Here is a 25,866-nt window from a genome sequence, read left to right as displayed (position 1 = left end):
ATATTCACCTCTAATTTTTCAAAGAATCGATTACTCTAATGAATTAGGAATCCATAATGACAACCCTGGGAATAATACAATTACAACATAGCCAAATATCATTATTGCAAGTACATATAGTACATCTGGGAATGTCTTTTCAATAGAGATGTTTGCAATTCTAGCAGAAGTAAACAAACCAACAGCTAATGGTGGGGTAACTCCACCGATTGCTAAATTGACCATCATTAATACTCCAAAATGTATAGGATCTATACCCGCTTGTGTAGCTATAGGAAATAATATTGGAGTCATTATAATAATGGTTGCAATTGTCTCCATAAAGGTTCCCATAATCAATAAAATTAAGCTGATTAATATAAGAATGACTACATCATTTGAACTGAAATTTGTAATTATCTGCGCTAATTGGTTAGGTATTTGTTGGGTAGTTAATATCCAACCAAACGGCGTTGCTGCGGCTATAATAAAAAGTATTACTGCACTACTAATAGCAGAGTTTTTTAAAACTCTTAAAAAGTTTTTAAAGTTCAATTCTTTATACACCAACGAGGCTAAAATCCATGCATAAACCACTGCGACCACTGCAGATTCAGTAGGTGTAAAGATACCAGTCATTACTCCACCCAAAATAATTACTGGAAGTAAGAGGGGAAGTAAAGCACTGAAGAATGAATTGACTAACTCTTTAAAATCAAATTTAGCAGTATCCACTCCATAGCCTCTTTTCTTTGAGACAACAACACCAAATATCATTAATAACAATGCCATAAATAAACCTGGTAAAATTCCTGCTAAGAAAAGATCGCCAATAGATACACCAGCCCCAACTCCAAAAACCACCATTGCCATACTTGGAGGTATAACCATACCAAGTACTCCAGCTCCGGCAATTAATGAAGCAATAAACCCTCTTCCATAACCTTTTCGTATCATTTCGGGCGTTACAACCGAACCTATTGCTGCTACTGTCGCTACTCCTGATCCAGAAATAGCTCCGAAAAAGGCAGATGCTGCCACCGCCACTCCTGCTAATCCCCCTTTAATAAAACCTAATAAAGCATTAGCAAACCTCATTAAACGAGGGGTAGTTCCATATACCATAATATTTCCTGCAAGTAAAAAAAACGGTAACGCTAATAAAGGAAAAGAATTGATTCCACTAAACATTTGTTGTGGAATTATGCTCAGCGACACTGATGTGTCTTGCAATATTAAAAATATTACACCAGACATACCAATCGCTATACTTACAGGCAATCCAATGATTAAAAAGATAGCTAAAGCTAGAAAAATAATCATACAATTTCCTCCTTAGCTATACCGTATTTTATTAAATCTACAATTTGAATTATTAGATATATGATCATTACTATTCCAGAGAACGGAATGATTAGTTGTATTAATCCAGTTGGGATCTGTAATGCAGGAGTCATTAACTTTAAACTATTTTCTAAAGTTAAAATGGTATACAAAGAAATTATCAACATGAAAATAATCATTATTATTTTGTTAATTATTTCGATGATAACCCGTCCTTTTAAAGGTAATAAATTTATAAAAAAGTCTATCCGAGTATGCTCTGAATACTTAATTCCAACAGCAGCTCCAAGAAATGCTAACCACACCATTGAAAATCTAGAAAATTCATCTGCCCATGAAATATTCATTCCAAAACCATATCTCAGCACCACTTGACTAAATACAATCACAGTCATAGCAATAAAAATGAGAATAATAAGTGAAGTGAGAAGGCCCTCACTCCACTTGTAAAATATTTTTTTCATAATAATGCTCCAATCTATTCGGCATCAATTATCAAATTCATCAATTCATCGCCATTCTTTTCAGCAAATGATTTCCATAAAGGTTGAACTGCTTCAACAAATGCATCTCTATTAACTTCATTTATTTCCATACCAGCATCAGCCAATTTTTGCTCTAATTCTTGATTCTGATCATCGAGAGTTTTTTGTTGTTCAATTTTCAATTCTTCCGCTAAAGAAAATAGAATCTCTTGTTGGTCTTCTGATAATTTTGAAAGACTGTTAGTACTGATAGTTAATGGTGCCGAGTTATAAATGTGACCTGAAATTGAAAGATAATCTTGAACTTCATAAAATTTTGATGCATCAATTGTTGCCAATGGATTTTCCTGTCCGTCTACAGTGCCTTGTTGTAACCCTGTAAATAACTCATCAAACCCCATAGAGATGGCATTAGCATCAAGAAGTTTAAACATTTCTAATCGTAAAGGAATTTCTGCACTACGGAATTTAATACCACTCATATCACTAGGTTCTACAATTGGTTTTTTATTATTTGTAAAGTGTCTAAATCCATTTTCCCAAAAAGATATAACCTCAAAGTTATATTCCTTAGCCATTTCTTTTACTTTATCCCCATATGCTCCATCGTGTGCATTTCTTGCATGCTCGACATCCGAAAAAATAAATGGTAATTCTTCTACTCCGAAAGCAGGATCAAAATTTTGAAAATTAGATGATCCATACAATAAAGCCATATCTAAGTTTCCAGCTTGCATTTGTTCCATTTCTTCCGCTTCACTACCAAGTACTGCATTGTGATTGACTTGTAGCGTAACTTTTCCTTCAGTTTCTTCTTCAAGCCTTTCAGCTAATTTATCAAGATAAATTCCACCTGGATGAGTGTTTGGGAAGATATGTGCAATACTAAGTTTTACACTACCATCCCCACTCGCATTTGATGAATTGTCTGAGCAAGCGCTTACAAGTAAAAGAATTCCAATTAATAATAACAACAATAATTTTTTCATTAATAACAACTCCTAGATATTATTTTTTAAATTTGCTACATCTGAAAAGATTTTTGAAAGAAACATTTTATCAATGCCCGTCATTACTTTATATATATTGCGTTCTTTCCATGATTTAATTGAAACTGCAATATCATCAGTTTCATATGAAAAATCTAAGCCAATAAATTCTTTCCCATTAGAATTTGCTATCTCAGCAAATTGCTTGTAAGTATCAGATATTAACTCATGAGATATTTGCCCGGGAATACCCAAAGACACAGATAAATCAAACGGGCCTACCATATATGAATCAATACCTTCTACATTAATTATTTCGTTAAAATTTTCTATACCTTTCAGCCCTTCAATTAAAGCAATAATTTTGACACGCTTATTGCTCTCTTTAATAAACTCAGCCCAATTTAAATTCCAATGACCCGCTTCACGAATACACGGACAAGATCCTCTATTACCATGTGGCGGAAACTTGGAAGCTTTAACTATTTTTATTGCTTCATCAACTGATGACACATTCGGAAATACAATTCCATCAACTCCAAGATCCAATACCCTTGATATTAGAGAGGGGTTATTCTCATTGACTCTGACATAACTCTCTAATCCACTTTGATATGTAGCTCGTAACAGATTCTCTAAACTTTCTAGAGAAATATTACTATGTTCCAAATCAATTACTACAAAATCAAATCCACTATTACCAATTATCTCGACAACTGTTGAATTATTAATTTGAACCCAAGTTCCTAATTCTAATTTTTTCACAAACCCACCTCCATAAAAAAAATCTGAGGAAAAAAGCGCTTACATTTCAATAAAACTTAATATATCACCCACCTTTGTTGTTTGATGGTCTGACCATCATAACACTAATCTAACTTATTATTTGATATTTGTCTATATTTAAAATATAAAGAATATTATAAAATGTAGGAACTTGAAAAATAGTTCTTAAATTTTTAGATTCATTTGCTATCGGCTGAGTAGTATTACTACAACTTTTCCAAGATACATTTTAAAAATAAATAAAATAAAGAATACACTGCCAAATCAATAAATTGATTTTTCAGTGCATTCTTTAGGCATTTATTATTAAAACTTTAATTCTATACAAATGTTTATAGTCTAATTATATTTATACTTTAATCTCAGACATTTATAGCATCAAAACTAAATCAGTAATTTAGTTTCTTAAAATATAGATGCACTGCTTTAGATTACTGCAGATTAAGCACATTACTTTTTGTTAAATGTACCCTTTACTTCAATACTCAATGATAATTAACTTTAAATAATAACTAGTATAAGTACTCGCTGCCTCTTTTAAAACGTATTACCATTCCTCTAATCTAATTCTTTGATCCCTCAGAATAGCATAAACATAAGAGGGTCCTTGAGAAAATTGCTCCCAGGGAAGATTTCATAAATAAAGTTAACTCCTTTAATGAAATCTTCCCTGGGAGCGTCTTTTATGAAGTATAGTCTTTATTGAAATCTTCACTGGGAGCTTCTATTATTCTAGAGAGCTTTTCAAAAACGCTTCCACTTCCTCATTCACTTCAATCACACGAATCACTTCGAACTTCTCTAACCCCGGAGATGTTTCAATCAAGAGAGGTTGCAATCGACCAGTTAGCTCAACATACGTGAGCTGCTTGATTTTACTAGGGTTATTCGAATCATAAATATTTCGAATTTCCTCAGCCGTTTTGCCGGTGCTAGTTAGGAAAATTTCGTCATCCAGTGATGCTAGATTTTCTTCATTCAGTAACCAACTATGTAACTCTAAAGAATTGCTAGGGTATGTAAATACCTGCATGGATACTACTACAATCAGTGCAATTGCTAAAATAATGCTTAAAATTTTGTATTGAGCTTCTTGACTTTTCATCGTTTTACTCATACCCCCTTCTATTCACCCAGCGTAATTTTTAGTTCTTGTTCTCCCTGTCCTTCCTCTTTCCAAAGGATAGTTGTAGTCAGCTTTGATAAAATTTGGCGCATTTCTTCTTCATCCACTCTACTTGTATTCGACAACCCTACATATTCTGAGCTACTCGCAAGTTGATTTGTAAACGTTATATGGTCCAAACTTTTCATCTCTATACGACCTATTTCGTCGGAGCCAAGGGTTGGCGACTCTGTATACAAAATGAGTTCTCGAACTTTAACCTCGCCTCTACTAAACAGGAATTGATCAAGCTGCCAATCCTCTTTCCCCTTTTTAGTGACTTCATACTTCAGCACCCAAGGCCCACTCGTAACTGAATTTGTGAGCTTATAAGACTGAGAGGAAGCAATAGAGTTAGTGGTGACTATAAACACAATTAAAAGAACTGGTAGCAACACAAAAACATATTTTACTTTCTTCAAGTGGTTTTTCCTCCCCTTCACTAATTCTTATCGAATAAATCCCATCTCTACTCTTATTCTAGAAAAAGTCTCAAAATCCTTTTATCTCCAATTAAAAAATTCCCAGGGAATATTTCATTGCAAGAGTTTACTTATTTATGATATAACCCCAGGGGTTGTCTCTTTTAAAAGTGTACTCTTCATTGAAATAACCCCTAGGAGCATTCTTATATCCTTCTTTACCCGAAACTTTTTTTCAGCTTATTCGTAAATAAAGGGAAGAGGTGATGACGAATGACAAAAAAGCTACTCCTTCCAATCCTATTCGCGCTACTCATGACGGGGCTATTCCCGCTCCAAGCCTTAGCTATTGATTTTGAAATTGACACGGTATTGATCGATGTTCAGTTAGAAGAAAACGGAACTGCACAAGTCACGGAAACGTTCACCTATACATTTGAAGACGACTTTAATGGAATTACGCGCTCCTTGATTGCCAAAGAAGGAACAGCGATTGAGAGTTTCACAGCTTCCGAAAATGGAACACAATTGCGTACGGAGTTCGAAGACGGAGAATTCCGGATCTACCGGGCAGGTAATGATGGCGAGACCATTAGAATTGATTTGTCGTACACAGTAGAAAATACTGTAGAGAAGTTTGAAGACGGCGCACAATTCTATTATGCGTTTTTTGATGACAGCAACGAGTCGGCTTATGAAGACATGACGATTGTCGTGACGCCACCACAAACGTCGACTGACACGGAAGCACTCGGGTATGACGAAGCCTATGGGTCTGAGCGAATTGTGAGTGACGGCAGTGTGCGGTTCGAGATGGGCACTGTGCGTGACGGCCGAAACGGAGACGTCCGCGCAATTTTCGATGCGGAACTATTCCCAGGGGTTGCAGCTCAGAATGGGACTATTCGAGACGAATTGGCAGCGGACCGGACAAAACTTGAGGAAGAAGCAGCCGCGTTTGCAGCGAATCAGCAGACAGCTATTTCAGTGGGTGTACCAATTATTGCTGGTGCCGGTACGATTTTATTGATTGGCTTGTTCTTTGCCTGGTTCTCAGCATTTAATCGAAAGCGAGCGGCTACGAGCAATGTGAATGGCTTCTTCGTTCCAAAAGAAACATTGAGCATTCCAGGAACGTTGTATTTCACGAACTCCCCTTTCCTCTCTCCGCATGTCACAGCTGCGGCAATACTTGATTTGGTACGGAAAGGGAACTTAACGCAAGTATCTGAAGACGAGTTTGTACGCGTGAATCGAACGACAGAACACGACCATGAAGCAACATTACTAACGCTTCTCGTCGACCGCATTGGGGATGGCGAACGGTTCACCTTATCACAAGTAAAAGAGTTTACGAGTAAAACGATCAATCATTCGGCCTATAACGAAGCCATTGCGAAATGGACAAAAGGCGTTCGTGCAGAAGTGCTCTCGCATGATTTTTATGAAAAACGCCCAATGGTTCGTTGGATTGCTGGGGCTCTTTCTGCTTTATTTGTTGGAATGGCAGTATACACAGGCATCTATGAAGTCTATCCATGGATGGCCGCTTCTATCTTCTTGGCATCCGCGGCTTTCGGCTTCGCACTTCTCTATTCTCCGATTTCAGTGGAAGGTCACTTGATCCGTGGAGAATGGCGCGCGTTGAAGAAATCTCTTCCGGAAGTAACAAAAGATGAGTGGAAAGCATTGACGGAAGATGAGCGAAAACGTGCCTATGCGTATTTGCTAGGAAGTGATTCGAAGACAGCGGAGAAGAAAGCAGAAGCATTTACGATGGCAAGTGCAGTGAGTCAAGATAACAACTTTGTGATGAACCCTGTGTTCTTGACGACAATCTTTGTCGCAGCCAACACATCGACTAGCGCAAGTGCGAGCGGTGGTTCCGTCAGCTCTGGCGGGGGCGGCGGAGTCGGTGGTGGTGGCGGAGGGTCGGGGGCATTTTAGATGTAGAGCCGACTGTTTAGAAATTGTGCAAGATGACAGCGTGGACCGTGAAGTGCTTTTGCTTCATGGGCCGCGATGGCTTCTTGCGGGATTTCTAGGAGGCGCAACTCGATTTCACTAGATGTGGAGAACGCCACTCTAGAAACTGAGCGGGCGTTCTTCGACCGAAACCAAGATTTATTCTGCCGAAATGGACATTTATTCTACCGAAACTAGATTTGTTCTACCGAAGTCGTATTATGGAAACTAATTCAACACCTAAACCCTAATGTCTCAAGCCCTTCCTAGCAAGGTCTTGGGCATCCTAAAATCACAAAAGCCCTCTGGACGCATGTTCCGGAGGGCTTTCTTCATGGACACCATCACTCTTCGCAAGATGGTTTTGTCTTATGTGTTTGGATTCTTGTCTTTGAAGTTGCTTGCGAAGTTCTTTAAGAACTCGACATTCAACTCAATATCGTTTTCATACGCGTACTTGATTCCGTATCCAAGCGCGAGTGTCAGAGATGCTGCGACGCCTCCACCGATTGCAGAGCCGGCGCCTGGTACGACTTTGACTGCTTGGCGGAAGATGCTCTTTCCGATGTTTCCGGTCAAAGTAGCAATCGCCAGTTCTCGTGCACGTTCTTTCGAAATCGGCTTGTCATAAAGTGTTGCCAGTCGCACCATCAAACCAACCTGTACGCCTGTCAGTGGCACGATGTCTGCCCCAGGGAGTGGAACAGCGCCAATGACTCCTGCTGACGTCGATGCTGCGATGATCCACCTATTTGCGACTGCGGATTTTGCTTTTAATTCTTTCGCGAAGAGAAGGTCCTTTTTTTTCGTCTGCAAAATATCCAAGATCGCATCACGCAATTGCTGCATGTTCTCCCCCGTGCGCGACGAGATCGGCACAACTTTGAATTCGTTGTTGGTATTCGTTCGAATGTACTGGACGAGACCCGGAATATCATCGGCTGCGTCAATCTTGTTCAGCACAAGAATGATTTCCTTGTTGGTCTTCTTCACGTCTTGAAGTGCCTTCTTTTCCCCATCTGACAGAACAGTTCCTGCTGCGTTCAAGAAGAACAACACAACGTCTGCTTCTTTGTAGTATTTCAGCGTCTCCTCGGAATTGCTCTTATTGATATCATCGAGCCCTGGTGTATCTGCAAACACAATTTTGTCTTTGTATACATATTTCTTGATAGCCGTCGTCTCTCCAGGTTGCGCGCCAACTGACGCCACATCTTCCCCCATAATTTGATTTACAGTGGACGATTTCCCCGCGTTCACGTCCCCAATAAGAACAAAAAGAATTTCGTTATCGAGTTGTGCATTGACCTCGCGTATCTCTTTATCATAAATGTCATTGAATTCTTGTTCATTAAATTGCATGTTTCCTCGCCCTTTCTTCGATTGGTCTTAGTAGTTTTACGTATGAACTTCAAAAAAGTTTCCGAGAGCAGCTGCTTGCTTATTGCTTAGGTGATGCTTAGGTGACAGGCACCAAATGGGAACAGATGGCATTTGGTGCCTGTCACCATTTAGGAGTTCCCTGGAAATTAGTGACTCTTTCAGCAATATGATATACACTTGAATTACAGGTATTTACAGTATAAACATTCTAAGAAAGTAGTCGATTGAGTATGAAGATTGTTCGAAAAGTAGCGGCAACGCTCAGCATCGTTCTGCTCGTATATTTAGTGGTAGTCATGATTCAAACGAATTTCGGTGAAGATGAATATCCAAGTGGGATGGTTGCAGACCAAAGTGGAATTCTACCAACGGAGTCATTTAATGATGGCATACAGACCGGCAACCAAGCTCCTGATTTTGTGCTAGAGACACTCGACGGGGATGTTGTTCGTTTGTCTGATTTAAAAGGGAAGAAAGTATTCTTAAATTTTTGGGCTTCTTGGTGTGGACCTTGCGAAGACGAAATGCCGCATATGCAAGTGTATTACGATAACTCTGCAGAAAAGTCGAATTATGAAGTTGTCGCTGTCAATATGACGCAACGAGAGCGTTCTAACCAAGATGTCGTAGACTTTGTAGACGAGTATCAGCTCACTTTCCCAATTGTTCTGGATCCAAACGGGGAGGTAGAAAAACTCTATGAAGTTCTTGCCTTCCCGACTTCGTATATTTTGGACGAGGAAGGCATTGTTTTGCATTCATTCAAAGGACCAATCGCAAATCCGGAAGAATTGGATGAGCTTTTGAATGCGTATTGAGTATACCTTTGTAATATAGAAAATCTAAATAAAGACTCGGCCCTCGAATGTGAGAGCGGAGTCTTTTTATGCTAGAAAATAAATCCCAATCCAGCTACCGAAATAGATCAAGCAACCGGCTAGAAAAGTGGCTGCAGAGTATTTAGCTACTAAAACTTTGATTGAGCCATCACCTTCTGCATTTTTCTTCGCAACCGTGTAATTAAGAGGTAAGAAAATGAGTGCAATCGGCAAACCAAATACTATCCCTGAAATGAGTAGTACTCCAATACCACTTAGTTCAGGAAGTATGTAAAGGGGTAGCCAAAACCAGAATAAGGCTGTGAAAAATAAAACGGTCAGAGTAATTAAGAGTAGTGGGAAATTCTCGAAGCGGAATAGTGTTGTAAAATATCTTGGGTTGGTCATGTCGCTTACCTCTTTTCTTGAAGTTTTCTCTAGGGTGACAACCACCCCCACCCTCAATCCCCACAAAACAGCCAATAATCAAATTGATCAAAATCGAAGTTTATAAAATGTGTGAAAATCTTGTTATTTGAAGGGGTGATTTTGAAAGCTCCTAAAACTGGATGTTCACTAGACAATCCGAAAATTTTTTGGAAATCCTCACGCGAGAGTTTAGGAAGTACCGCTTCTCCCTCTACTAGGTAATCGGTGCCTGTCACCTTTTAGGAGGTTGATGGAAAATTTTATTCTTGTACGGGTTCTTCCTTTGCCTTTTCCTCTTCTGCCTTTGCTAGATAGTATGCTTCTTTCCCTAGATCACCTACTTTTTTTGCATAGCCTGCTGCCAACTGATAATCAATTGAGTCACGTTGTACGTAATTCATCCGATATTCGGTCAACTCTGCCATCTCTAGCCATTTTTCGTCCGTTTGATACATTTGAGAAAGTATATTCGTCACCAATTGCGCATTGTAGTAATAAGGTTTCTTTCTTTCGTGGAAAGCAAGAACTTCCGCTTGGAACTGCTCGTTGCCTACTTCTGCTTCCGTTCTATACATCAAGTCTTCTACCGCCTCATCTTCTGCTGCTAAATAAGCTTTCAAATCTGTGTATGTATAGTTCAATTGCTCTTCCAAGACTGTTTCAAAATCAGAGGATTTTGTCAGGTTACTCAAAACTGTATGCACAGCTTCTTCACCCTTCGCGTATAGAAGATATTCTACAAGATATTGGCTCATAATGTATTCGTCACTTATCAAGCGATCCGTCGCTTCTTTTTCAAAAAACGTATCGACTTCCCAAGTATTTACTACCTCATCAAAAGGAAGCGGCGCAAAACGATGACTGAATGCTTCTGTCACTCCTTCATGGAACCACATCGGCACTTCTTTATGATTGACATCTAGCTCTTCCAAATAGTTGAACATACGGTAATGCGCATATTCGTGGGTATACCCGTGCAGGATTTTTTCGTCATCCAGATTCATGTTCAAAAGCATGATTTGACTGGATGGAATATACATGCCATTCGCACCCCTTAGCATACTATTCATTGCTAAATTTGGTTCAATTGCATAAACCGTTACCTCAGGATAGTCTTTCGAAGCGGGTTCAAACCAAGCACTTGAGAGTTGGTCGATTTCTTCTAGGTTTGGTTCAAATAGTTCCATAATGCGTTCTGGTTGATCTGTATATATGGTTACATGGTCGTAGTGGAAAGTCTCCAGTTGTTCTTTTTCGTCACCTAACGAAAGCTCAAATATAGTTTTCATCCACCAGGATTGTACAGGTTGGGTATTCATTAGTGTCCATGTGATAAAAAATGTGGCAAACACCACGACTAGCTTAAGAATAATCTTCTTCATAATAGCCTCGTTTTCAATTATGTATTTGGGTGTAAATGGCAAATGGTGACAGGCACCTTTTGGAAACAGATGGTAAATGGTGACAGGCACCTTTTGATCAAAGTCCAAGACAAATCTTGGACTTTTTAATTCACATCCCCTAAATAAACCTCAGTCTTCTCTGCTCGTTGTAACACCTCTACTATCGCTATAGGATATACACGAGATTTATGTAAATCAGTTAGTGGAATCCACTCAACACTAATCTGATCCGTATCAGGTTGTATAGGGGCGCCATTCACATTTTCACGAACTATACTGCATAGAAAATAAAACTCAATTTGATGAACGTCCTTATCAAAGTGAGCAAATTCATGGTTTTCCCCGATGTATTCTCGAATATGAATCAGTTCGTGTATTTGAACAGCCGCATCTAACTCTTCTAGACACTCTCGAATCACTGCACTTTTAAGGGTTTCTCCTTTCTCTTGCCCTCCACCTGGAAAGATATAAAAGAAACCCTCTTCATCGTATTTCTTTATAAGCGCTATTTTGGTATTTTTTACAATGACTGCTTTTGCCGAATTTCTTATTCCCATCATGTTCTCCTATTACACTTGTTAGAATTTTCCATTGTTCTTTCGTCCTTTGAATGTGATAGATTCAACTTATTTAGTCGTCTGTTTTGAGAGTTTTGATTTCGCCTGTTTTTGGATTTATCATAAACTCTTGTATCTGTTCTTCTTCACCAGCAGCCACTCGGTAATGTTCATAATTTGTATCTAGGATTTGAATCGTCTTAAAATGACTGTCACGAACGGCTAGTGAATACTCCGCTTCCACACGCTGTTGGGCTTCTTCGTAAGTGTATGCTGGCTTATAGAGTTCATAACTGACTAGAAATACTAAAATAGTTAGAAATGAGATGCTTGCAAAACGAATGGCTGCTTTCGTTGTGACTTTATCTTTTAGATAGGGGGCTGCACCTACATACGTTAGGACTCCCGCTACTATAAAGAAGGCAGATGAAAAATGATGAAGTCCGGATATAGTCAAATACTCTTTTGCATCTAGTATCAAATAAATGTAACAAGCTAGAGAAAATAAAATATGGCCCATCAGCACACTATAATACTTTTTCTTCATCACGCATCCTTCTTTCAACAGGTATTAAAGAAACGCCTCTTCTAAAATCTCGAGCACCGGATAGGCCCCTTTGGATTTATTAGAGCAAACCGTTATCGTCAATTCTTGGCATGGATAGTAACCGGAATGAAAGCTGACACCAGGGTCATAGCCCATCACATGATATTTCTTCGCACCAATCGAATCGCTGTCGATCCACACACCATAGCCATATGCGGTTTCCTCGTCTTCCCATGCATGCGGCGTCAACAAACGATCTGTCCATTCTTTAGATAAAAGTTTGTTCGCCATGAGGGCTTCCCAGAAGGAATGCATGTCATCGGCTGTAACAAATGCACCTCCATCTGCTCCTCCTTTTACTGGAACTGAATAGATATTGGATTTCCATTTGCCGTCTGGTAGATCGATATAACCAAGAGCTGTCGAGGAAGGAAGTTGATCGAATTCGAAGTATCCCGAGTGTCCCATTCCAGCTTGTTGAAAAACATGTGTTTGCACATAGTCCGCAAACGGCATATTCGCTAATTTTTCCACCACTAATCCTAGAAGAATATAGCCTGTATTGTTGTACTGGAATTTCTCACCTGGAGCAGAAAGCATTTTTTCATTCTCAAAGAGTGGAATGAAATCACCTAACTTTCGCATGTGATACATCGGATTTTGAATCCAAAGTTCTTCAAAGTCATCCATCACTTCTTCATTGAAGTAATCTGGAACGCCCGATGTATGCGTCAACAAATGATGAATTGTGATATCTTGTGCGAAGTGTGGGAATGTATGGTCTAGCAAGTCGATCAATTTCGATTCAATCGATAATTTTCCTGCTTCGACCAACTGAAGGATACTGACTGCTGTGAAGATTTTGCAGCCTGAAGCAATCCCAAAACGTGTGCCTGTATGATTTTGAATTTGCTCAGAGCGGTTTGCATAGCCATAACTCTCCTGAAGAACAGTCCCTTCTTCAGATGTGGCTAACAATGTTCCTGAAAATTCATTGGAAGTGATTGAGTTTTGTATGGTGTTTGTCATGGGATGTGTCCTCAACTTTCTTCATCAGTTTTTTGTATTCGCTCATTGGTTAAACACTGTCATTTAAAAATCGAGTAACACTCTGCGTATAAAGCTCGGGTTGCTGCTGGTGCACTAGATGACCCGCGTTAGGCAAGATTTCTACCTGTATGTGTTCTACACCTTTGTATATTGCGTGACTCGCAGTTTCAGAAGGAAGTTGATTTCCTGAAATAATTAATACCGGACATTTATTATCTTTTAGCTTGCTCGTTTCCTCAAAGGGATACCAGTCTTCATCTTTAGCTAAAGTTAGAAATTCACGCCAATCAGATTTATGAAGAGTGTTAAAATAGTTTACGGTTTCTTGATTTTCTAACAACATCCTTTGATTTTCCTTCTGTCTTAAATGAAGGTCATTCCAGTTTTCCGGTTTCGTTGGTGTAACTCCCGAAATGATTAAACTCTTCGTAACCCTTGCGTGCCGGTTCGAAAAGTAAATAGCTACAAGAGCTCCGAGAGACGCACCGACTAAATGAATCTGCGTTACCCCTATTTCCGAAAGTGTTTCAAAAAGATCTTGTACACTGTCTTCAAAGAAATTTGAGAGGTTCGTCGACTGTGAATCTCCGTGGCCTCGTAAATCAAAAGCTAGTACTTTATAAAATTGACTGAAGTATTTCTGTTGATATATAAAATCTGTTGAGGAAGTTTCTAAACCACTATGTAAAAATACAAGCGGTTCTCCACTACCTGATTCTCTATAAGCTAATTTCATTTACTTTCCACTCACATTTCCAATGAGTTCAAGTGCTTTTTTCATGTCAACATCAGCTTTTATATGTAGTGGTGTCCATGGAATAGAGATATCTGGTAATACGCCAATTCCAGTCATTCCATTATTCTTGTCAATTCGGGAAAGTCGGGAAGTAGGGTACATAAATTCAAAACCCTCTTCCCACATTACGCTTGATAGGTTGGCATAATCATTTAATCCCATTGTTGCCCGTCCAATGACAGTGACCTTAGAAGACATTTTACAAAGTTCCACAAACGATTCTCCAGAGCTACCACACATATAATCTGAAAGTACAATGACATGCTTCGGATTATCCGTTCCTTTTATAAAGAGGTTTGGTAAAATATCGCTGAAATCAAATTCAACAAAGCCTTTCCCTCTATTTGTTGTCCATTCGCGTTTAAATACCTCAAGAAAATGTCGAGCCTGCTCATCTTCTGTTTCAGCGAGTTGTTGCTCGAGCAAACGTAATTCTCTTTTTGCACTTGCTTCTGTACAATTGAACAGCATTTTTTCGTCTGTATTAGTAAGGTCTACTCCTTCAGGGGGCATTATGTAGGGAAGCAGAGGAAAAAAGCTGCTGTCACTTCCGCCATAGTTTACACGCACATCAACTATCCAAGCATCTACTGTTTCTAGTAACAAGCGATTGTCCTCAACTAATTTCACAACCGCATCAGGATTTAAGAAATCTGTAAGTGTAATGAAGGCTATTCCGCTTTCTACTTTTATTTCATAAATGGATTTTCGAGTTTGTTTCTCAAATTTAGTAAGTTGAAATTCCTTAGTTTCATGCTCAAGCGTGATTAAGTTAACTTTAGTTGCACTTAAAAGAACTTTATTCCAGTCCTGTCTCTCATGCAGATTTTCTTTAAACGTTTTCTTAAATTTCTCTGCCAGAGTAGGTATTGTCAGCCCATCAATCGACTCAATCTTCATACCAACTGTAAGCTTTTGTTCTTGTGTAACCGAAGTTATATATAAGTGGTCTTCATAGCGACGAACTTGAAAGCCTACTTCTTTTTGGCTTTGTTCAACTTTGTCAGTCTTACTAAAGAACATATGCTTGTCTTCAAAATCACTTAAATATTCTTTAATTAGTTCTTCAAAATCTGCATCGGACATTGATTCATTTGCTTTCAGCTCAGCTAATTTCTTTCGGTAGATATCTGGTCGGTCCCACCCTTTTTTGTCCTGGAAACCGGCATAATCATTATGCATAATTTCAATAATTTCTTCTAAAATGTACTGCATCTAATTCTCCTTTTTAAACCTGATCTTCAAAAAACGCCAATGTCTTTTGAATAATAGTTTCTTGATCGTTATCTAACGTCGCCACATGATAACTTTCCAGAAGCTCGACTAACACTTTGTCACGTGAAGCGATAGTATTTAAGATTGTCTGGCTATTTGTAGGCGGGACAACATGATCTTCTGGTGCCACGAAAATAATCGTTGGGCACTGCACACTTGAAAGTCCAGATTTCACTTCTTCCATAAAAGTGAGTAATTGTTTCACTGCAGCAACCGGCGTCTTTCCATACGCAAGTTCCACCACACCTGGCTTTTTGATATCGGAACCGATTGCATCCAAAAAGCGCACTTCTGCAGGAAGCTGTTTAACCCCTTCCATCGCTGGTACTTCAATCGCTGCATTGATCAACGAAATCGCCTTTAAGTCCGGATGATGTTGCGCCATATAGAGCGTCAAAGTCCCTCCCATGGAAAGTCCCGTCATATAGATAGTGTCGCAGCGTTCCGATAGCCAAGCGTAAGCTTCTTCGATTGAATCAATCCACTCTTGATAAGTCGAAGTTTCCATTTCTTCATGGTGCGTCCCGTGCCCCTTCAGTCTCGGCATCGAAACTGTATAACCCGCTTCAACGAAAGCATCAGCAAGTGGCTTCATACTTTGCGTTGTCCCTGTAAACCCGTGGGAAACTAAAACACCTTTATTTCCACCTTCGTATGTAAATGCTTCTGCGCCTTTAAGCACTTCAAATTGTGTCACGTTCAATTCCTCCCCTAAAAATTGCGTGAATTTTCGTTCAATGCCCTTAAATCCATCATACCTTTTCATCGGTGTTGTTACAATATATTTCCAAAGATACTAGTGATACGCTAATTGTTTTGGTAGGATAGGAAAAAGACGAAAGGTGGTTCAAGCATGCACATACGAAAAGCTACGTTAAAAGATGCTGAACAAATCGCAAAAGTACATGTGGATTCTTGGAGAACAACCTATGAAACAATCATCCCTCAAGCTTTTCTAGATGGCCTAAGCTATTCAAAGAGAACTCCGCTTTGGGAACAGAATTTGAGTAAGCCTGATAATTATGTACTCGTTGCTGAAAACGAGGAATCTATAATTGTTGGATTTGCAGATACAAGCAAGCGTGCTGAAAATAAGTATCGAAATTCTCTAGATCTCACTTCAATTTATTTGCTGGCAGAGTATCAAGGACAAGGGATTGGCCGCGCCTTACTTGAAGAATTATTCGCCTACTACGAAACTCAAAATGTAGAAAAAGTGTTTGTGGAAGTTTTAGCGGACAATAAGACGAAACATTTTTACGAGGCATTCGGAGCAACGCATGTGCGTGATAGGGATATTCAAATTGCAGGAAAAGTTCTTATAGAAAGCATCTATGTATGGGATTTGGGAAAGGAAGAAACAAATGATTTTACATACAACTGAAGAAGGACAAGGCACTGCTATCGTACTACTTCATTCTGGTGGGATGACTGGGGATTCGGAGTATGAAGAACAAAGTAGCTATTTAGCAGAAAGAGGGTACCGCGTGATTCGGCCTGACTTGAGAGGTCACGGAAAATCTGTTGGACCGTTTGATCAGTTTTTTAATCGTACTGTAGAAGATCTGAAAGAAACTGTACTACATCTAGGAATCGAAAAATGCCATGTTGCTGGGGTTTCAATTGGTGGCGTTGCAGCAGTTTTGTTTGCTAAAAGATATCCTGAACTAGTAGTATCCGCTACATTTTCAGGAATTTCACCGACTATGGGAGAAGATTATTCGGAGCGATTACAAGAAGAGCAAGCACATTATGAAACACTTTTTAAAGACGAGGAAATCTCTCGTATCTTGACTGAACTGCATACCGACAATGATTGGAAGGCTCTGCTGACTTCATTTAATACATCAGATTTTTATCCTTACGAGCAACTAAAGTCAGTCGCCTCTATGGAAACGCCTATTTTTTGCATAATGGGAGATGAATTACTACATGAAGTGGAGGCCGCTGCGGAATTCAAGCGTCTTCAACCCGCAATGCAACTTGTAATCCTCCCATCCGCTGGCCACCTTGTTCATCGCGATCAACCAGAATTGTATTCACTTCTAATTGAGAAGTTTATAAGAGAGATTTAAAACAAACAAAAAACCAAGTACGCTTCCTATTCTTAGGACGTACTTGGTTTTTAATTTGCTCTGCGTCGCTTACAGATGATTTTGCCGACAAAATAAATGCTAGCAATAACAATCATCAAATATAGAAATGTAACTACTACATCTCCTACGTTTATCACAGTTGCTCCCACAATTTAATCTCCTTGCTTCACATTTTCTTTCATATCCATTAACAACACACCTAAAAATACTAAAACACTAAGTGAAAATATACCCGCTAGCAATTTAAAATCACCAAATGTCGCCTTCAAAAAATCGGCGTACCGTGGAATTCCAAGTGATGTGATGAACGGCATTACAATCAGTGCAGTGGCAAACCCCATTAGAAAATACCATTTCTTCTTCATCTCATTTCCCCCTCATTTGGTCCAATTCTCCCCCTATACCCGAATTACTCAACTCCTTATCCTATTTACTCACTGATCTCCATCAACTGATGATAATTCTTCTCGAAAAAGTTTTCTAAATGATCATGTAGCGGTGGGTCAAACGAATGATACGCTTCATCGGCCGCTGCAATTCGCTCATAAAAAACCTCTTCAAACTGCATGTCTTGTTCAAGTTGTGTATAAACTGTCCATAATTCCAACCCATGATGTTTCAAATTAGCCGCATGCTCCATAGCTCCGATTTTTTCTAAAGCTTCAACGGTATTTTTCAGAAAGGTCTTCGCACCAAACTCTTTAAAGCGATAGTCAAAATGATAGAGGAATGCTTCATGCCCACCTGACTCTAACTCAGAATAATAAGCATATGCATGCCATGCGGTGTTTGTAATCTCAGAATCCCCAGGCGTTTCATTCTCTACTATCGTTTCAATCGATGCATTCCATTTCTCTTCTGGCGTTTCAAGTTGATCTTTTCGAAAAGCTAACTTTGTCCACATGTGCATAACTCCCTTCATTTTCTACTACTTTTTCTTATAGACTTTCGAATCCCATCCCCAGTCCAGATAGGCTGTAAAAGCAAAGAGTAAAAAAACTATAAACATCGCGTCAAAAAGAGTCTTCTCTGAATCTAATAACATGTAAAGTGGAACCAATAGTAAATACAAGACGACATTTCGTACTAGTCTATTTCTCAACAACTTCGTCATTTAATCGCTCCTGACAAAATGAAATAATCCACTAGAAACACTGACCAATACAAGCCACTCATCACAAAGAATACGATAAAGAAGTTCGCCAAAGGCTTGGGAATCCGGTTATGACTATACAGCATAAATAAGCCAACAAATAGATGGATTAGTAGAAAGACTGTTATTGACATGGACTACCCTCCTCATTTTCTTCTTTGGAAGATGTCAGTGAAAACAGCAATGATTATAAAAGCGATTATCGCAATTGCTAAAAAGACCATCTGATCATACCTCTTTTCTTGTTGTACGGATTATTTCCATTTAAGTTCCCAAAAACCTTTTTATTTCTCAAAAAATGGTATACTGAAGGAAAGTAGGAAGGAGTGCATTTCATGTATATTTTAGGATTTCTACTCGCTGTACTGACTTTTGGCGTTTTGGCTGACCTACGCCGCGGAAGCTTCAGGTCGCGAAAAGCACATGACACCAACCCGAACAGTGTACACTCACCAAATGCTGCAAACTCTGCACACAATACTTCTCACAACGAGATGTATATTCCGTAACTATGTTTTTTATTATGGCTATGCTGGTGTCGTTTGTCTTCTTGGTTTCACTAATTTCAGCTTTACTATATTTAGCCTTTCAGTTCGCCAAAGGTCCAAAAACGCCTATTACTTGGTTCACTATAACACTTCTCACCCTTTTCTTTATAATGACGATTTGGAGTACATTTGGCAATGCTAGTTTGCACTAAGAAACACGAACCCTACACAAGGATTCGTGTTTTTTTCTATTCGTCACTCATACGTTTTTTAAATAGTACAGCTGCTACAATTACAGCGACTACTGCCCAAACCGCTAGTACCACAAGAGACACAACGATATCAGATGTTGCTCCCGCTACACTATACTGCTCAAGTAGAAGCAACTGTGCACTTGGCAACCATTGAAATACTTCTAGAACCGGATAACGATCCGCAAATAACAAGACAAGGGGTCCAAACGAGAATACAATCATGACAGGAAGAATTCCAACTGAGGCTTCCATCACTGTCTTCGTATATAGACCTACAATCAATCCCATGGCCAAATAGAATAGTGTAGATAAGACAAGGGCAACCCCCATCGCAGCTAAATTGGCAGGTGAGAACTCTAAAATCCACATGCACATACCCAATACGACCACCGTGATGACAAATACTAAAGCACTCTTTCCAATCAGCACATCTGCTATAGATGCCGGAGACAACAGCAAGCTACGTAGGGTATTATGTTCTTTCTCCTCAGCAATCAAACAACTCTGGATAAACGCAGTAATCATCGCAAATGTTAAATTGATGGGCATGAACAAACTCTGAAGATCCATGTCCCCTGTCATACTATAGATAAATGCTAGTGCTAGTGGCATAAGCACCATCGTCGAGATTGCATAATTTCGATAGAACTCTTTATAATCTTTTACAAAGATTGCTTGGATTCGTTTAACAGATACATTCATGATAATTCTCCCCCCGTTACACGCATAAATAAATCACCTAATGTTGGTTCATTGGAATGGACACGACGAATTCGTTGTGCCGCCGCCCACTCTCTCATTTTGTCCATTGTCGCTACTTGATTTACTGGTAACTCATGTGATTCGCCACACGTCAATTCCACTTCAATCACATCATTGCGGTACGCATCTTTTAATTCTTCTGGAGAACCACTCTCTCGAATTTCTCCTTCGTGTAAAAAAGCAACGCGGTGGCACAGCGCTTCTGCTTCATACATATCATGTGTCGTCAGTAAAATCGTTGTGCCTCTTGCATTCAACTTTCGCAATCCCTCATGAATATGATGCGTGTTCACTGGGTCAAGCGCTGATGTTGGCTCATCTAAAAACAAAAGCTCTGGCTTATGAAGGATAGCACGCGCCAATGTGACACGCTGCATCATGCCGCGAGACAACTCTGATACTTTTTTCTTCTTACTAGAAACCAAATTCACAAACTCAAGTGCCTCATCCAATGCCGATACCGGAAGATCATAGAGGTCACAGTACATTTTTAGGTTTTCTTCTATAGAAAGTCGTTTATATAAGCCGCTGTTATCCGTTAAGACACCAAAGCGCTTACGGGTCTTGCTTTGCTTCACTTGTTCACTGGATTCACCGAAAATCATCACAGTTCCTGATGATGGATCCAGTTGACCCGTCAAGATTTTAATAATAGTGGATTTCCCAGCACCACTCGGCCCAAGCAAACCTAAAATCTCACCTGACTGAATTTCCAAGTCTACATTTCGTAGTGCTTCAAACCGACTAAAACTTTTCTTTACATTTTCCATTTTAATGGTAACCGACATATAAATGGCCTCCTTTGTTGTTTTCCTACACTGAGTGTATGAAAAGATAGGGAGGCCCGCAGTAGATTAGCGGTGAATCGTTTCCGAAATTTGCTGAATGGTGGAAATTTCGACATGAATGGTGCCGATTATTTCCCAGGAAATATTATGATATGCTAAGAAGTTCTTTTAACGGACTTAATTTGGCACGAGATAATGGAACCAATGTCGTTTTTTCGACATCCAACTTGATACTATAGCTATTTTTCGTCCAACTGACTAGCTCTCGTACTTTTTGCAAGTTTACAATGTATGACCGGTGACATCTATAAAATCCATATGGCTGTAACCGGACTTCCAGTTCCATTAATGTCAAAGGACTCGTATAAGCAACACCTGCAACATTGATATAAACAGTACCATCTATACTTTCTATATAGTCGACTTCTGGTGGATTGAACAACAATGTTTTGTCTTGGTGTTTCACTTGAATTTTATTGACCTTGAACTGTGCTGGCTCTTCATTTTGAGTAGCTGTCTCATCTTTAAATTCCAATTTATGGATTCCTCGTTCGTCCATTCGATAAATCTTGTCCGTCACCGGCAAAAGGTCTTCTAAATTGCTGCTAAGCAAAACTAGAGATTTTCCTTGTCTCTCAATACCTTTTAAAATTTGGTCTACTACATGACGCCCTTCTAGTTCGATCCGGTGGAACGGTTCTTCGATAACTACCCAGTCATGACGTGCACAGTAGGGTTTGATTAGAGTCAATGTGTTGCGTTTTGTTTCGGATAATTTCTTCACTTTGGTACGTGCTTCTGTTATAAGATCGAATGTCTTCAGTAATTCTGGTACGGTCCATTCAACTTCAGCTAATTTTATATAGTAGGCAATGGTTTCTTGTACAGTCAGATGGGGATAATGCCCATCCTGCACTTGATGGACATAGGCAGACTTTTCAAATTGGCGCATGACAGATGCTGCTCGTTTCATATCAACTAACAACCCTGTCACACCTTCTGTGAATGTATACTCTGGAATCCACACACGATTTTGCTCTGTCACTGCGGTAAGCGTTAAAGTCATATCCTGTCCTCACTTGTCGGTCTGTCTGATAATGCAAGCATACCATGAGAAAACATGCAAAAAAACACGTAACCCCGAAGAGATACGTGTTTTTGTAGATTAAAATAGCAAAGGTATAATTAAACCGGCTAATAGAAGTATGAGTGCACCACCAAGTCGAGATGAAATCTGAGCAAACGGCATCAACTGCATACGTTTTGCAGCTGAGAGAACGGCTACATCGCCTGTTCCACCCATGTTTGCCATACAAAGACCTGCTGTAATTGCAGACTCAATCGGATAAAATCCTACAAGGCGTCCGACAAGCGCTGCTCCTAGTACCGCCCCAAGTACTACACCAAAAACAGTGACGACATAAGGAATAGTTAATGCTGCAAGAACCGTTTCAAGGTCCGTGTATGCTACTCCAATTCCAAACAACAGTGCTAACGTCCAGTTTTTCGCAACAAATTTGTACCATTGGTTTGCTCCATCTAATACGCGTTCTGGTAACCATCCCGCAATTTTCGCTACTGCTACTGCAATAATCATGAGAGCGTAGGCATGAAGAGGAATAAAACTTGCTAGTAATCCTCCGATTGCAAAGAACGTAATAGCGATTGCTAACCCAATCCCCATCTTCTTAATATCGAACGGAGTTTCTTTTTCCGTGAACTCGAATCCTTTTAATAGTTGACCATTTCCCGATAACGATGGACGTTTGTTCCCTACGATATTCAGTACACTCGCTAAAATAATGGCAAAGACATTTCCTAACGCCAGAGCCGGCACGAGCATCGAGATATAGTAACTCGGTGTGTTCCCCATCATCTCACTGTAGATCTGACTCATCGGAACAGCGCCTGCTCCCATTCCGCCGCCCATGATCGGCATCGCCATGACAAGTACTGCCTCAGAAAGGGAGAATCCAACAAGCATTCCGAAGAGAGCAGCTAAAATGATGGCGCCGATGACTGCTCCAAAGATCGGAACAAAGTACTTCAGTCCAACTTTCACTAACACTTCTTTATCCATTCCCAAGATACTGCCTGTGATCAGTGCCGCAATATAGAAATCTAAAAAGCCACCTGTAGTCATGAAGTCATTGATCATCGTGACGGTTGATGCTGGAATCAAATCTGCATAAACCATATACGCCGACCCAAAAATAGCGACAATCGCACCTCCACCCAAGTAAGTGCGGACGATTGGTAACCGGTCCCCTGCCCAACCGAGTAGTTCTCCTAATACCATCATGACTAGTAAACTTCCAATCATGCCACCTGGAAGATTTCCAGTATACATGCTGACCATTGTAACCGCTGCGAGTACCCCAAACCAGACAAGCGGCAATCCGAAAATCGTAATGCTTTGTTTTTGCTCTCTCGCGTGTGACAGAGAGACACTTTGATTGCGTGCTGCAATTGTCATTTCCATTCACTCCTTCATCCTCTTTGTAAAGAAAACGCTTTCAATAAGTGTGTTTATCATACTGAATGCTTTCTCAATCGCAAAGAATATGAAAGTAAAAATAGTATTGTAAGTAAAAAAAGTAGAGGCCCTCGTTATGAGGTTCCCTACTTTATATAGAAAATTGGTCGTTTTTCATAGGTTTTGCCGTGCGCTTGTAGTAGTAGACAGGCCGACCTACCCCGTACTCCAATTGCTCGTCGAGAAATAGATGACTTGCTAAGAATTTCAAATACTTTCGAATGGACACCCGGGAGAGGGAAGCTGCTTCTGCCACTTCATCTGTCGAGAACCGCCTCCCGCCAAATGTCTTAATAACGTCTAGCACATGATCGAGCGTTGTTTTTGTAAGCCCTTTAGGTACCAAGATTTGCGTCGATTCTTGATGAGCTTCTGTATGAAGAAGCGCATCAATGTCCTGTTGACTACTTTGACCACTACTCTTGATAAATGTATGATGGTGCTTGAACTTTTCCAGCGCTGTGTGTAACCGGTCAAACGCGTATGGTTTGATCAAATAATCGATTGCTCCAAGACGAAGGGCCTGTTGAATCTGTTTCGTTTCAGAAGCTGCCGTTATCAAAATCACATCTACGCTTGCCCTCTCTTCACGCAATTCCTGTAAATACGAAAGGCCATCTTGACCGGGCATGTATACATCAAGTAGTACGAGGTCTATTTGGTCGTTTGCAAGAAAGCTTCTCGCTTCTTTAGGTGAATGGGCGACTCCAACGCAGGAAAAATCGTCTGTTCGCTCTATGTAGGAACGATTCAGCTCTGCCACCATCGGGTCATCCTCTACAATCAGTACGCGAATCATGTTTCTTCCCTCCCTTCTATCGGAATTATGACTTGGATAGTTGTTCCGTTTCCTACTACTGAATCCACTTCCAGTGAGCCATGAAGGCTCTCAACACTGGTTTTTACAAGGTACAATCCGTAACCACGTGTTTCTCCTTTTGACGACTGCCCTTTTTCGAAGAACAGGTCAATTTCATCGGATGCCATTCCTGGGCCATCATCTTCGACAGTCAAGGTGAGTAAGTCGTCTACACATGACAAGTCGACCGTCACGTTTCCTGGAGGTGTTTCCATCGCTGCTTCTAATGCATTGTCCACCAAGTTCCCAACAATCGTCACTAAGTCGTGGGCCATCGTTCCGTCTGGCAATACCGGAATATCCGTCTCACAAAATACAGCTAGCTCAGCACCTTGTTCACGTGCAAAACTGATTTTCCCGAGCAGGAATCCTGAGAGGATAGGGTCATGAATCTGTTCAGTAATACGATCAGTTTCCTCGATCTGATGTGCCGCAAGTTGTGTGATGTAGCGCTTCATATGCTCTGTATCGCCTATTTCTGCTAACCCTAGCAACACTTGCAATTGATTGCGGAACTCATGCGACTGCGCGCGTAAAGAATCTGCGTACAAGCGAACACCCGTGAGTTGCTCCGCTAAACGATTGACTTCTGTCTTGTCCCGGAACGTCGAGATGGCCCCTACCACTTTGCCGTTCACCTCTATCGGAATCCGGTTGACAATGATAGTCGTGCCGTTCAACTCTTGTTGCTCATCGTATTCGGCCCTCCCTGTCTCCAACACAAGCTCTAGACGAGAGTGTGGAAGATAGGAGGAAATCAATAAACCTACGGGATTGTCACTTCGGATACCCGCTTTTTCAAAAATATCACGAGCAGAGCGGTTCACATATGTGATGATTCCGTGTTCATCAATCGCGACAATGCCTTCTCGGACGGTTTGGAACATCCGGTCTCGTTCTTGATAGATGCGAGCAATTTCAACGGGTTCAAGTCCGAGTAGGCTTTTTTTGATGTAGCGGGCAAGTAAGATAGCGCCGATGATTCCAGCTAAAATCCCCACTGCAGAACCTAATAGAATCATTTGATGATTTTCAAAAATCGCTGCATCCACTGCATCCAGTGAAATCCCTGTAGAAACAGCACCGATTTGAACACCATCTTTATAGATGGGTGCAAATGCACGCACAGAATAACCTAGCGTTCCTTCTGAAATGGAAATATACTCTTCTCCTGCCAATACCCGCTGTTCGTCTCCACCAACAAACCGGTTCCCAATCTGCTCTGGATTCGGGTGCGATTGCCGAAGACCGGTCATGTCCATCACGACAATAAATAAAACATCACTCGCTTGTTGGATACTCGACGTATACTCTTGAATCGTCCCTTCAATTTCATCCGTCAGTAACTCGTCTTGGACAATCGAGGATTCTGCGACTGTACGTGAGATGATCCGCGCTTTTTCTTCAAGCTCTTCTTGCGTATCTTGGCTCGTTTGGACTGAAATCAAAATATCGGTTACGAGAAGAGAGACAGCGACGACCGCTATGACAAATAAGCTGATCACTGTCGTCAATTTCCATTTAGGCCGTCGCATAC

Annotated in this window: 30 protein-coding genes; 5 read left to right on the top strand and 25 right to left on the bottom strand. The window is 40.2% G+C overall.

The genetic code is table 11. From position 1 onward, the window contains the following. Positions 1–30 precede the first annotated feature (30 nt). The 6 genes from ACF3OH_RS02185 to ACF3OH_RS02160 all read right to left on the bottom strand — a co-directional run bounded on the left by ACF3OH_RS02185 (position 31) and on the right by ACF3OH_RS02160 (position 5,170). Positions 31–1,302: a TRAP transporter large permease gene (locus tag ACF3OH_RS02185; RefSeq protein ID WP_392455587.1), complete on the bottom strand. Its 1,272-nt coding sequence runs from the start codon at positions 1,300–1,302 to the stop codon at positions 31–33. Further along, complete coding sequence (locus ACF3OH_RS02180) at positions 1,299–1,787, bottom strand: TRAP transporter small permease (protein ID WP_392455586.1); 489 nt, start codon at positions 1,785–1,787, stop codon at positions 1,299–1,301. Before ACF3OH_RS02180 ends, ACF3OH_RS02185 begins: the two co-directional genes overlap by 4 nt. Before the next feature lie 14 nt (positions 1,788–1,801). Continuing rightward, positions 1,802–2,797: a DctP family TRAP transporter solute-binding subunit gene (locus ACF3OH_RS02175; RefSeq protein WP_392455584.1), complete on the bottom strand. Its 996-nt coding sequence runs from the start codon at positions 2,795–2,797 to the stop codon at positions 1,802–1,804. Positions 2,798–2,809: 12 nt separating this feature from the next. Beyond that, positions 2,810–3,562, bottom strand: a complete 753-nt coding sequence (locus ACF3OH_RS02170) for an HpcH/HpaI aldolase/citrate lyase family protein (protein WP_392455583.1) — start codon at positions 3,560–3,562, stop codon at positions 2,810–2,812. A gap of 748 nt (positions 3,563–4,310) precedes the next feature. After that, on the bottom strand, positions 4,311–4,688 hold the full coding sequence (locus ACF3OH_RS02165; RefSeq protein WP_392455582.1) for a hypothetical protein: 378 nt from the start codon (positions 4,686–4,688) through the stop codon (positions 4,311–4,313). A 20-nt stretch (positions 4,689–4,708) separates the two neighbouring features. Next, the gene (locus ACF3OH_RS02160) at positions 4,709–5,170 is read right to left on the bottom strand and encodes a hypothetical protein (protein WP_392455581.1); all 462 of its coding nucleotides are present in this window, start codon (positions 5,168–5,170) and stop codon (positions 4,709–4,711) included. Positions 5,171–5,443: 273 nt separating this feature from the next. Between ACF3OH_RS02160 and ACF3OH_RS02155 the strand changes: the two genes are divergently transcribed. Beyond that, complete coding sequence (locus tag ACF3OH_RS02155; RefSeq protein WP_392455580.1) at positions 5,444–7,117, top strand: DUF2207 domain-containing protein; 1,674 nt, start codon at positions 5,444–5,446, stop codon at positions 7,115–7,117. A 387-nt stretch (positions 7,118–7,504) separates the two neighbouring features. Here ACF3OH_RS02155 and ACF3OH_RS02150 read toward each other — a convergent pair whose 3' ends face one another. Further along, a complete protein-coding gene (locus ACF3OH_RS02150; protein WP_204590440.1) occupies positions 7,505–8,497 on the bottom strand; it encodes a YcjF family protein in 993 nt (330 codons plus the stop codon). Between the two features lie 251 nt (positions 8,498–8,748). Between ACF3OH_RS02150 and ACF3OH_RS02145 the strand changes: the two genes are divergently transcribed. Next, on the top strand, positions 8,749–9,336 hold the full coding sequence (locus ACF3OH_RS02145; protein WP_392455578.1) for a peroxiredoxin family protein: 588 nt from the start codon (positions 8,749–8,751) through the stop codon (positions 9,334–9,336). A gap of 66 nt (positions 9,337–9,402) precedes the next feature. Here ACF3OH_RS02145 and ACF3OH_RS02140 read toward each other — a convergent pair whose 3' ends face one another. The 8 genes from ACF3OH_RS02140 to ACF3OH_RS02105 all read right to left on the bottom strand — a co-directional run bounded on the left by ACF3OH_RS02140 (position 9,403) and on the right by ACF3OH_RS02105 (position 16,090). Further along, positions 9,403–9,744: a hypothetical protein gene (locus ACF3OH_RS02140; RefSeq protein WP_392455577.1), complete on the bottom strand. Its 342-nt coding sequence runs from the start codon at positions 9,742–9,744 to the stop codon at positions 9,403–9,405. Positions 9,745–10,025: 281 nt separating this feature from the next. Continuing rightward, the gene (locus ACF3OH_RS02135) at positions 10,026–11,147 is read right to left on the bottom strand and encodes a hypothetical protein (RefSeq protein WP_392455576.1); all 1,122 of its coding nucleotides are present in this window, start codon (positions 11,145–11,147) and stop codon (positions 10,026–10,028) included. Between the two features lie 125 nt (positions 11,148–11,272). Continuing rightward, complete coding sequence (locus ACF3OH_RS02130; protein ID WP_392455575.1) at positions 11,273–11,725, bottom strand: NUDIX domain-containing protein; 453 nt, start codon at positions 11,723–11,725, stop codon at positions 11,273–11,275. 73 nt (positions 11,726–11,798) lie between these two features. Continuing rightward, positions 11,799–12,272, bottom strand: coding sequence for a hypothetical protein (locus ACF3OH_RS02125; RefSeq protein ID WP_392455574.1), 474 nt, complete (start codon positions 12,270–12,272; stop codon positions 11,799–11,801). Positions 12,273–12,296: 24 nt separating this feature from the next. Beyond that, a complete protein-coding gene (locus tag ACF3OH_RS02120) occupies positions 12,297–13,301 on the bottom strand; it encodes a serine hydrolase domain-containing protein (RefSeq protein WP_392455572.1) in 1,005 nt (334 codons plus the stop codon). 49 nt (positions 13,302–13,350) lie between these two features. Then, positions 13,351–14,058, bottom strand: a complete 708-nt coding sequence (locus ACF3OH_RS02115; RefSeq protein ID WP_392455570.1) for an alpha/beta fold hydrolase — start codon at positions 14,056–14,058, stop codon at positions 13,351–13,353. After that, complete coding sequence (locus ACF3OH_RS02110) at positions 14,059–15,333, bottom strand: S41 family peptidase (protein ID WP_392455568.1); 1,275 nt, start codon at positions 15,331–15,333, stop codon at positions 14,059–14,061. It abuts the gene before it with no gap. A gap of 13 nt (positions 15,334–15,346) precedes the next feature. Then, a complete protein-coding gene (locus ACF3OH_RS02105) occupies positions 15,347–16,090 on the bottom strand; it encodes an alpha/beta hydrolase (RefSeq protein WP_392455566.1) in 744 nt (247 codons plus the stop codon). Positions 16,091–16,246: 156 nt separating this feature from the next. On the opposite strand from ACF3OH_RS02105, the gene ACF3OH_RS02100 reads away from it, so the two are divergent. Then, a complete protein-coding gene (locus ACF3OH_RS02100; RefSeq protein WP_392455565.1) occupies positions 16,247–16,777 on the top strand; it encodes a GNAT family N-acetyltransferase in 531 nt (176 codons plus the stop codon). Beyond that, positions 16,758–17,468 (top strand): alpha/beta fold hydrolase, encoded by a 711-nt coding sequence (locus tag ACF3OH_RS02095; RefSeq protein ID WP_392455563.1) that lies wholly within the window; start codon positions 16,758–16,760, stop codon positions 17,466–17,468. Before ACF3OH_RS02100 ends, ACF3OH_RS02095 begins: the two co-directional genes overlap by 20 nt. 173 nt (positions 17,469–17,641) lie before the next feature. On the opposite strand, the gene ACF3OH_RS02090 is transcribed toward ACF3OH_RS02095, so the two are convergent. The 4 genes from ACF3OH_RS02090 to ACF3OH_RS02075 form a co-directional block, all read right to left on the bottom strand. Then, on the bottom strand, positions 17,642–17,854 hold the full coding sequence (locus tag ACF3OH_RS02090) for a hypothetical protein (protein ID WP_392455562.1): 213 nt from the start codon (positions 17,852–17,854) through the stop codon (positions 17,642–17,644). A gap of 65 nt (positions 17,855–17,919) precedes the next feature. Continuing rightward, positions 17,920–18,393 (bottom strand): hypothetical protein, encoded by a 474-nt coding sequence (locus tag ACF3OH_RS02085; protein WP_392455560.1) that lies wholly within the window; start codon positions 18,391–18,393, stop codon positions 17,920–17,922. Between the two features lie 24 nt (positions 18,394–18,417). Further along, positions 18,418–18,603: a hypothetical protein gene (locus ACF3OH_RS02080; protein ID WP_392455558.1), complete on the bottom strand. Its 186-nt coding sequence runs from the start codon at positions 18,601–18,603 to the stop codon at positions 18,418–18,420. After that, positions 18,600–18,776, bottom strand: a complete 177-nt coding sequence (locus ACF3OH_RS02075) for a hypothetical protein (RefSeq protein WP_392455556.1) — start codon at positions 18,774–18,776, stop codon at positions 18,600–18,602. Before ACF3OH_RS02075 ends, ACF3OH_RS02080 begins: the two co-directional genes overlap by 4 nt. A 201-nt stretch (positions 18,777–18,977) precedes the next feature. Between ACF3OH_RS02075 and ACF3OH_RS02070 the strand changes: the two genes are divergently transcribed. Next, positions 18,978–19,151: a hypothetical protein gene (locus ACF3OH_RS02070; RefSeq protein ID WP_204590418.1), complete on the top strand. Its 174-nt coding sequence runs from the start codon at positions 18,978–18,980 to the stop codon at positions 19,149–19,151. 227 nt (positions 19,152–19,378) lie between these two features. Here the strand turns inward: ACF3OH_RS02070 and ACF3OH_RS02065 are convergent, their stop codons facing one another. From ACF3OH_RS02065 to dcuS, 6 genes are all read right to left on the bottom strand, one after another. Further along, on the bottom strand, positions 19,379–20,086 hold the full coding sequence (locus tag ACF3OH_RS02065; RefSeq protein WP_392455555.1) for an ABC transporter permease: 708 nt from the start codon (positions 20,084–20,086) through the stop codon (positions 19,379–19,381). Beyond that, positions 20,083–20,934, bottom strand: coding sequence for an ATP-binding cassette domain-containing protein (locus ACF3OH_RS02060; protein ID WP_392455553.1), 852 nt, complete (start codon positions 20,932–20,934; stop codon positions 20,083–20,085). The genes ACF3OH_RS02065 and ACF3OH_RS02060 overlap by 4 nt, the downstream gene beginning before the upstream one ends. A gap of 145 nt (positions 20,935–21,079) precedes the next feature. Beyond that, on the bottom strand, positions 21,080–22,000 hold the full coding sequence (locus ACF3OH_RS02055; RefSeq protein WP_392455552.1) for a LytTR family transcriptional regulator DNA-binding domain-containing protein: 921 nt from the start codon (positions 21,998–22,000) through the stop codon (positions 21,080–21,082). Between the two features lie 99 nt (positions 22,001–22,099). After that, a complete protein-coding gene (locus tag ACF3OH_RS02050; RefSeq protein WP_392455551.1) occupies positions 22,100–23,410 on the bottom strand; it encodes a 2-hydroxycarboxylate transporter family protein in 1,311 nt (436 codons plus the stop codon). Positions 23,411–23,561: 151 nt separating this feature from the next. Continuing rightward, positions 23,562–24,269 (bottom strand): response regulator, encoded by a 708-nt coding sequence (locus ACF3OH_RS02045; RefSeq protein ID WP_392455550.1) that lies wholly within the window; start codon positions 24,267–24,269, stop codon positions 23,562–23,564. After that, on the bottom strand, positions 24,266–25,864 hold the full coding sequence (gene dcuS / locus ACF3OH_RS02040) for a DcuS/MalK family sensor histidine kinase (RefSeq protein ID WP_392455548.1): 1,599 nt from the start codon (positions 25,862–25,864) through the stop codon (positions 24,266–24,268). Before dcuS ends, ACF3OH_RS02045 begins: the two co-directional genes overlap by 4 nt. Positions 25,865–25,866 lie beyond the last annotated feature (2 nt).

Source organism: Chryseomicrobium aureum (genome assembly GCF_043182735.1).
GTDB classification, from domain to species: Bacteria; Bacillota; Bacilli; order Bacillales_A; family Planococcaceae; genus Chryseomicrobium; species Chryseomicrobium aureum.
The sequence above is the reverse complement of the archived record's forward strand: the minus strand, read 5'-3'. Positions and strand labels throughout refer to the sequence as shown.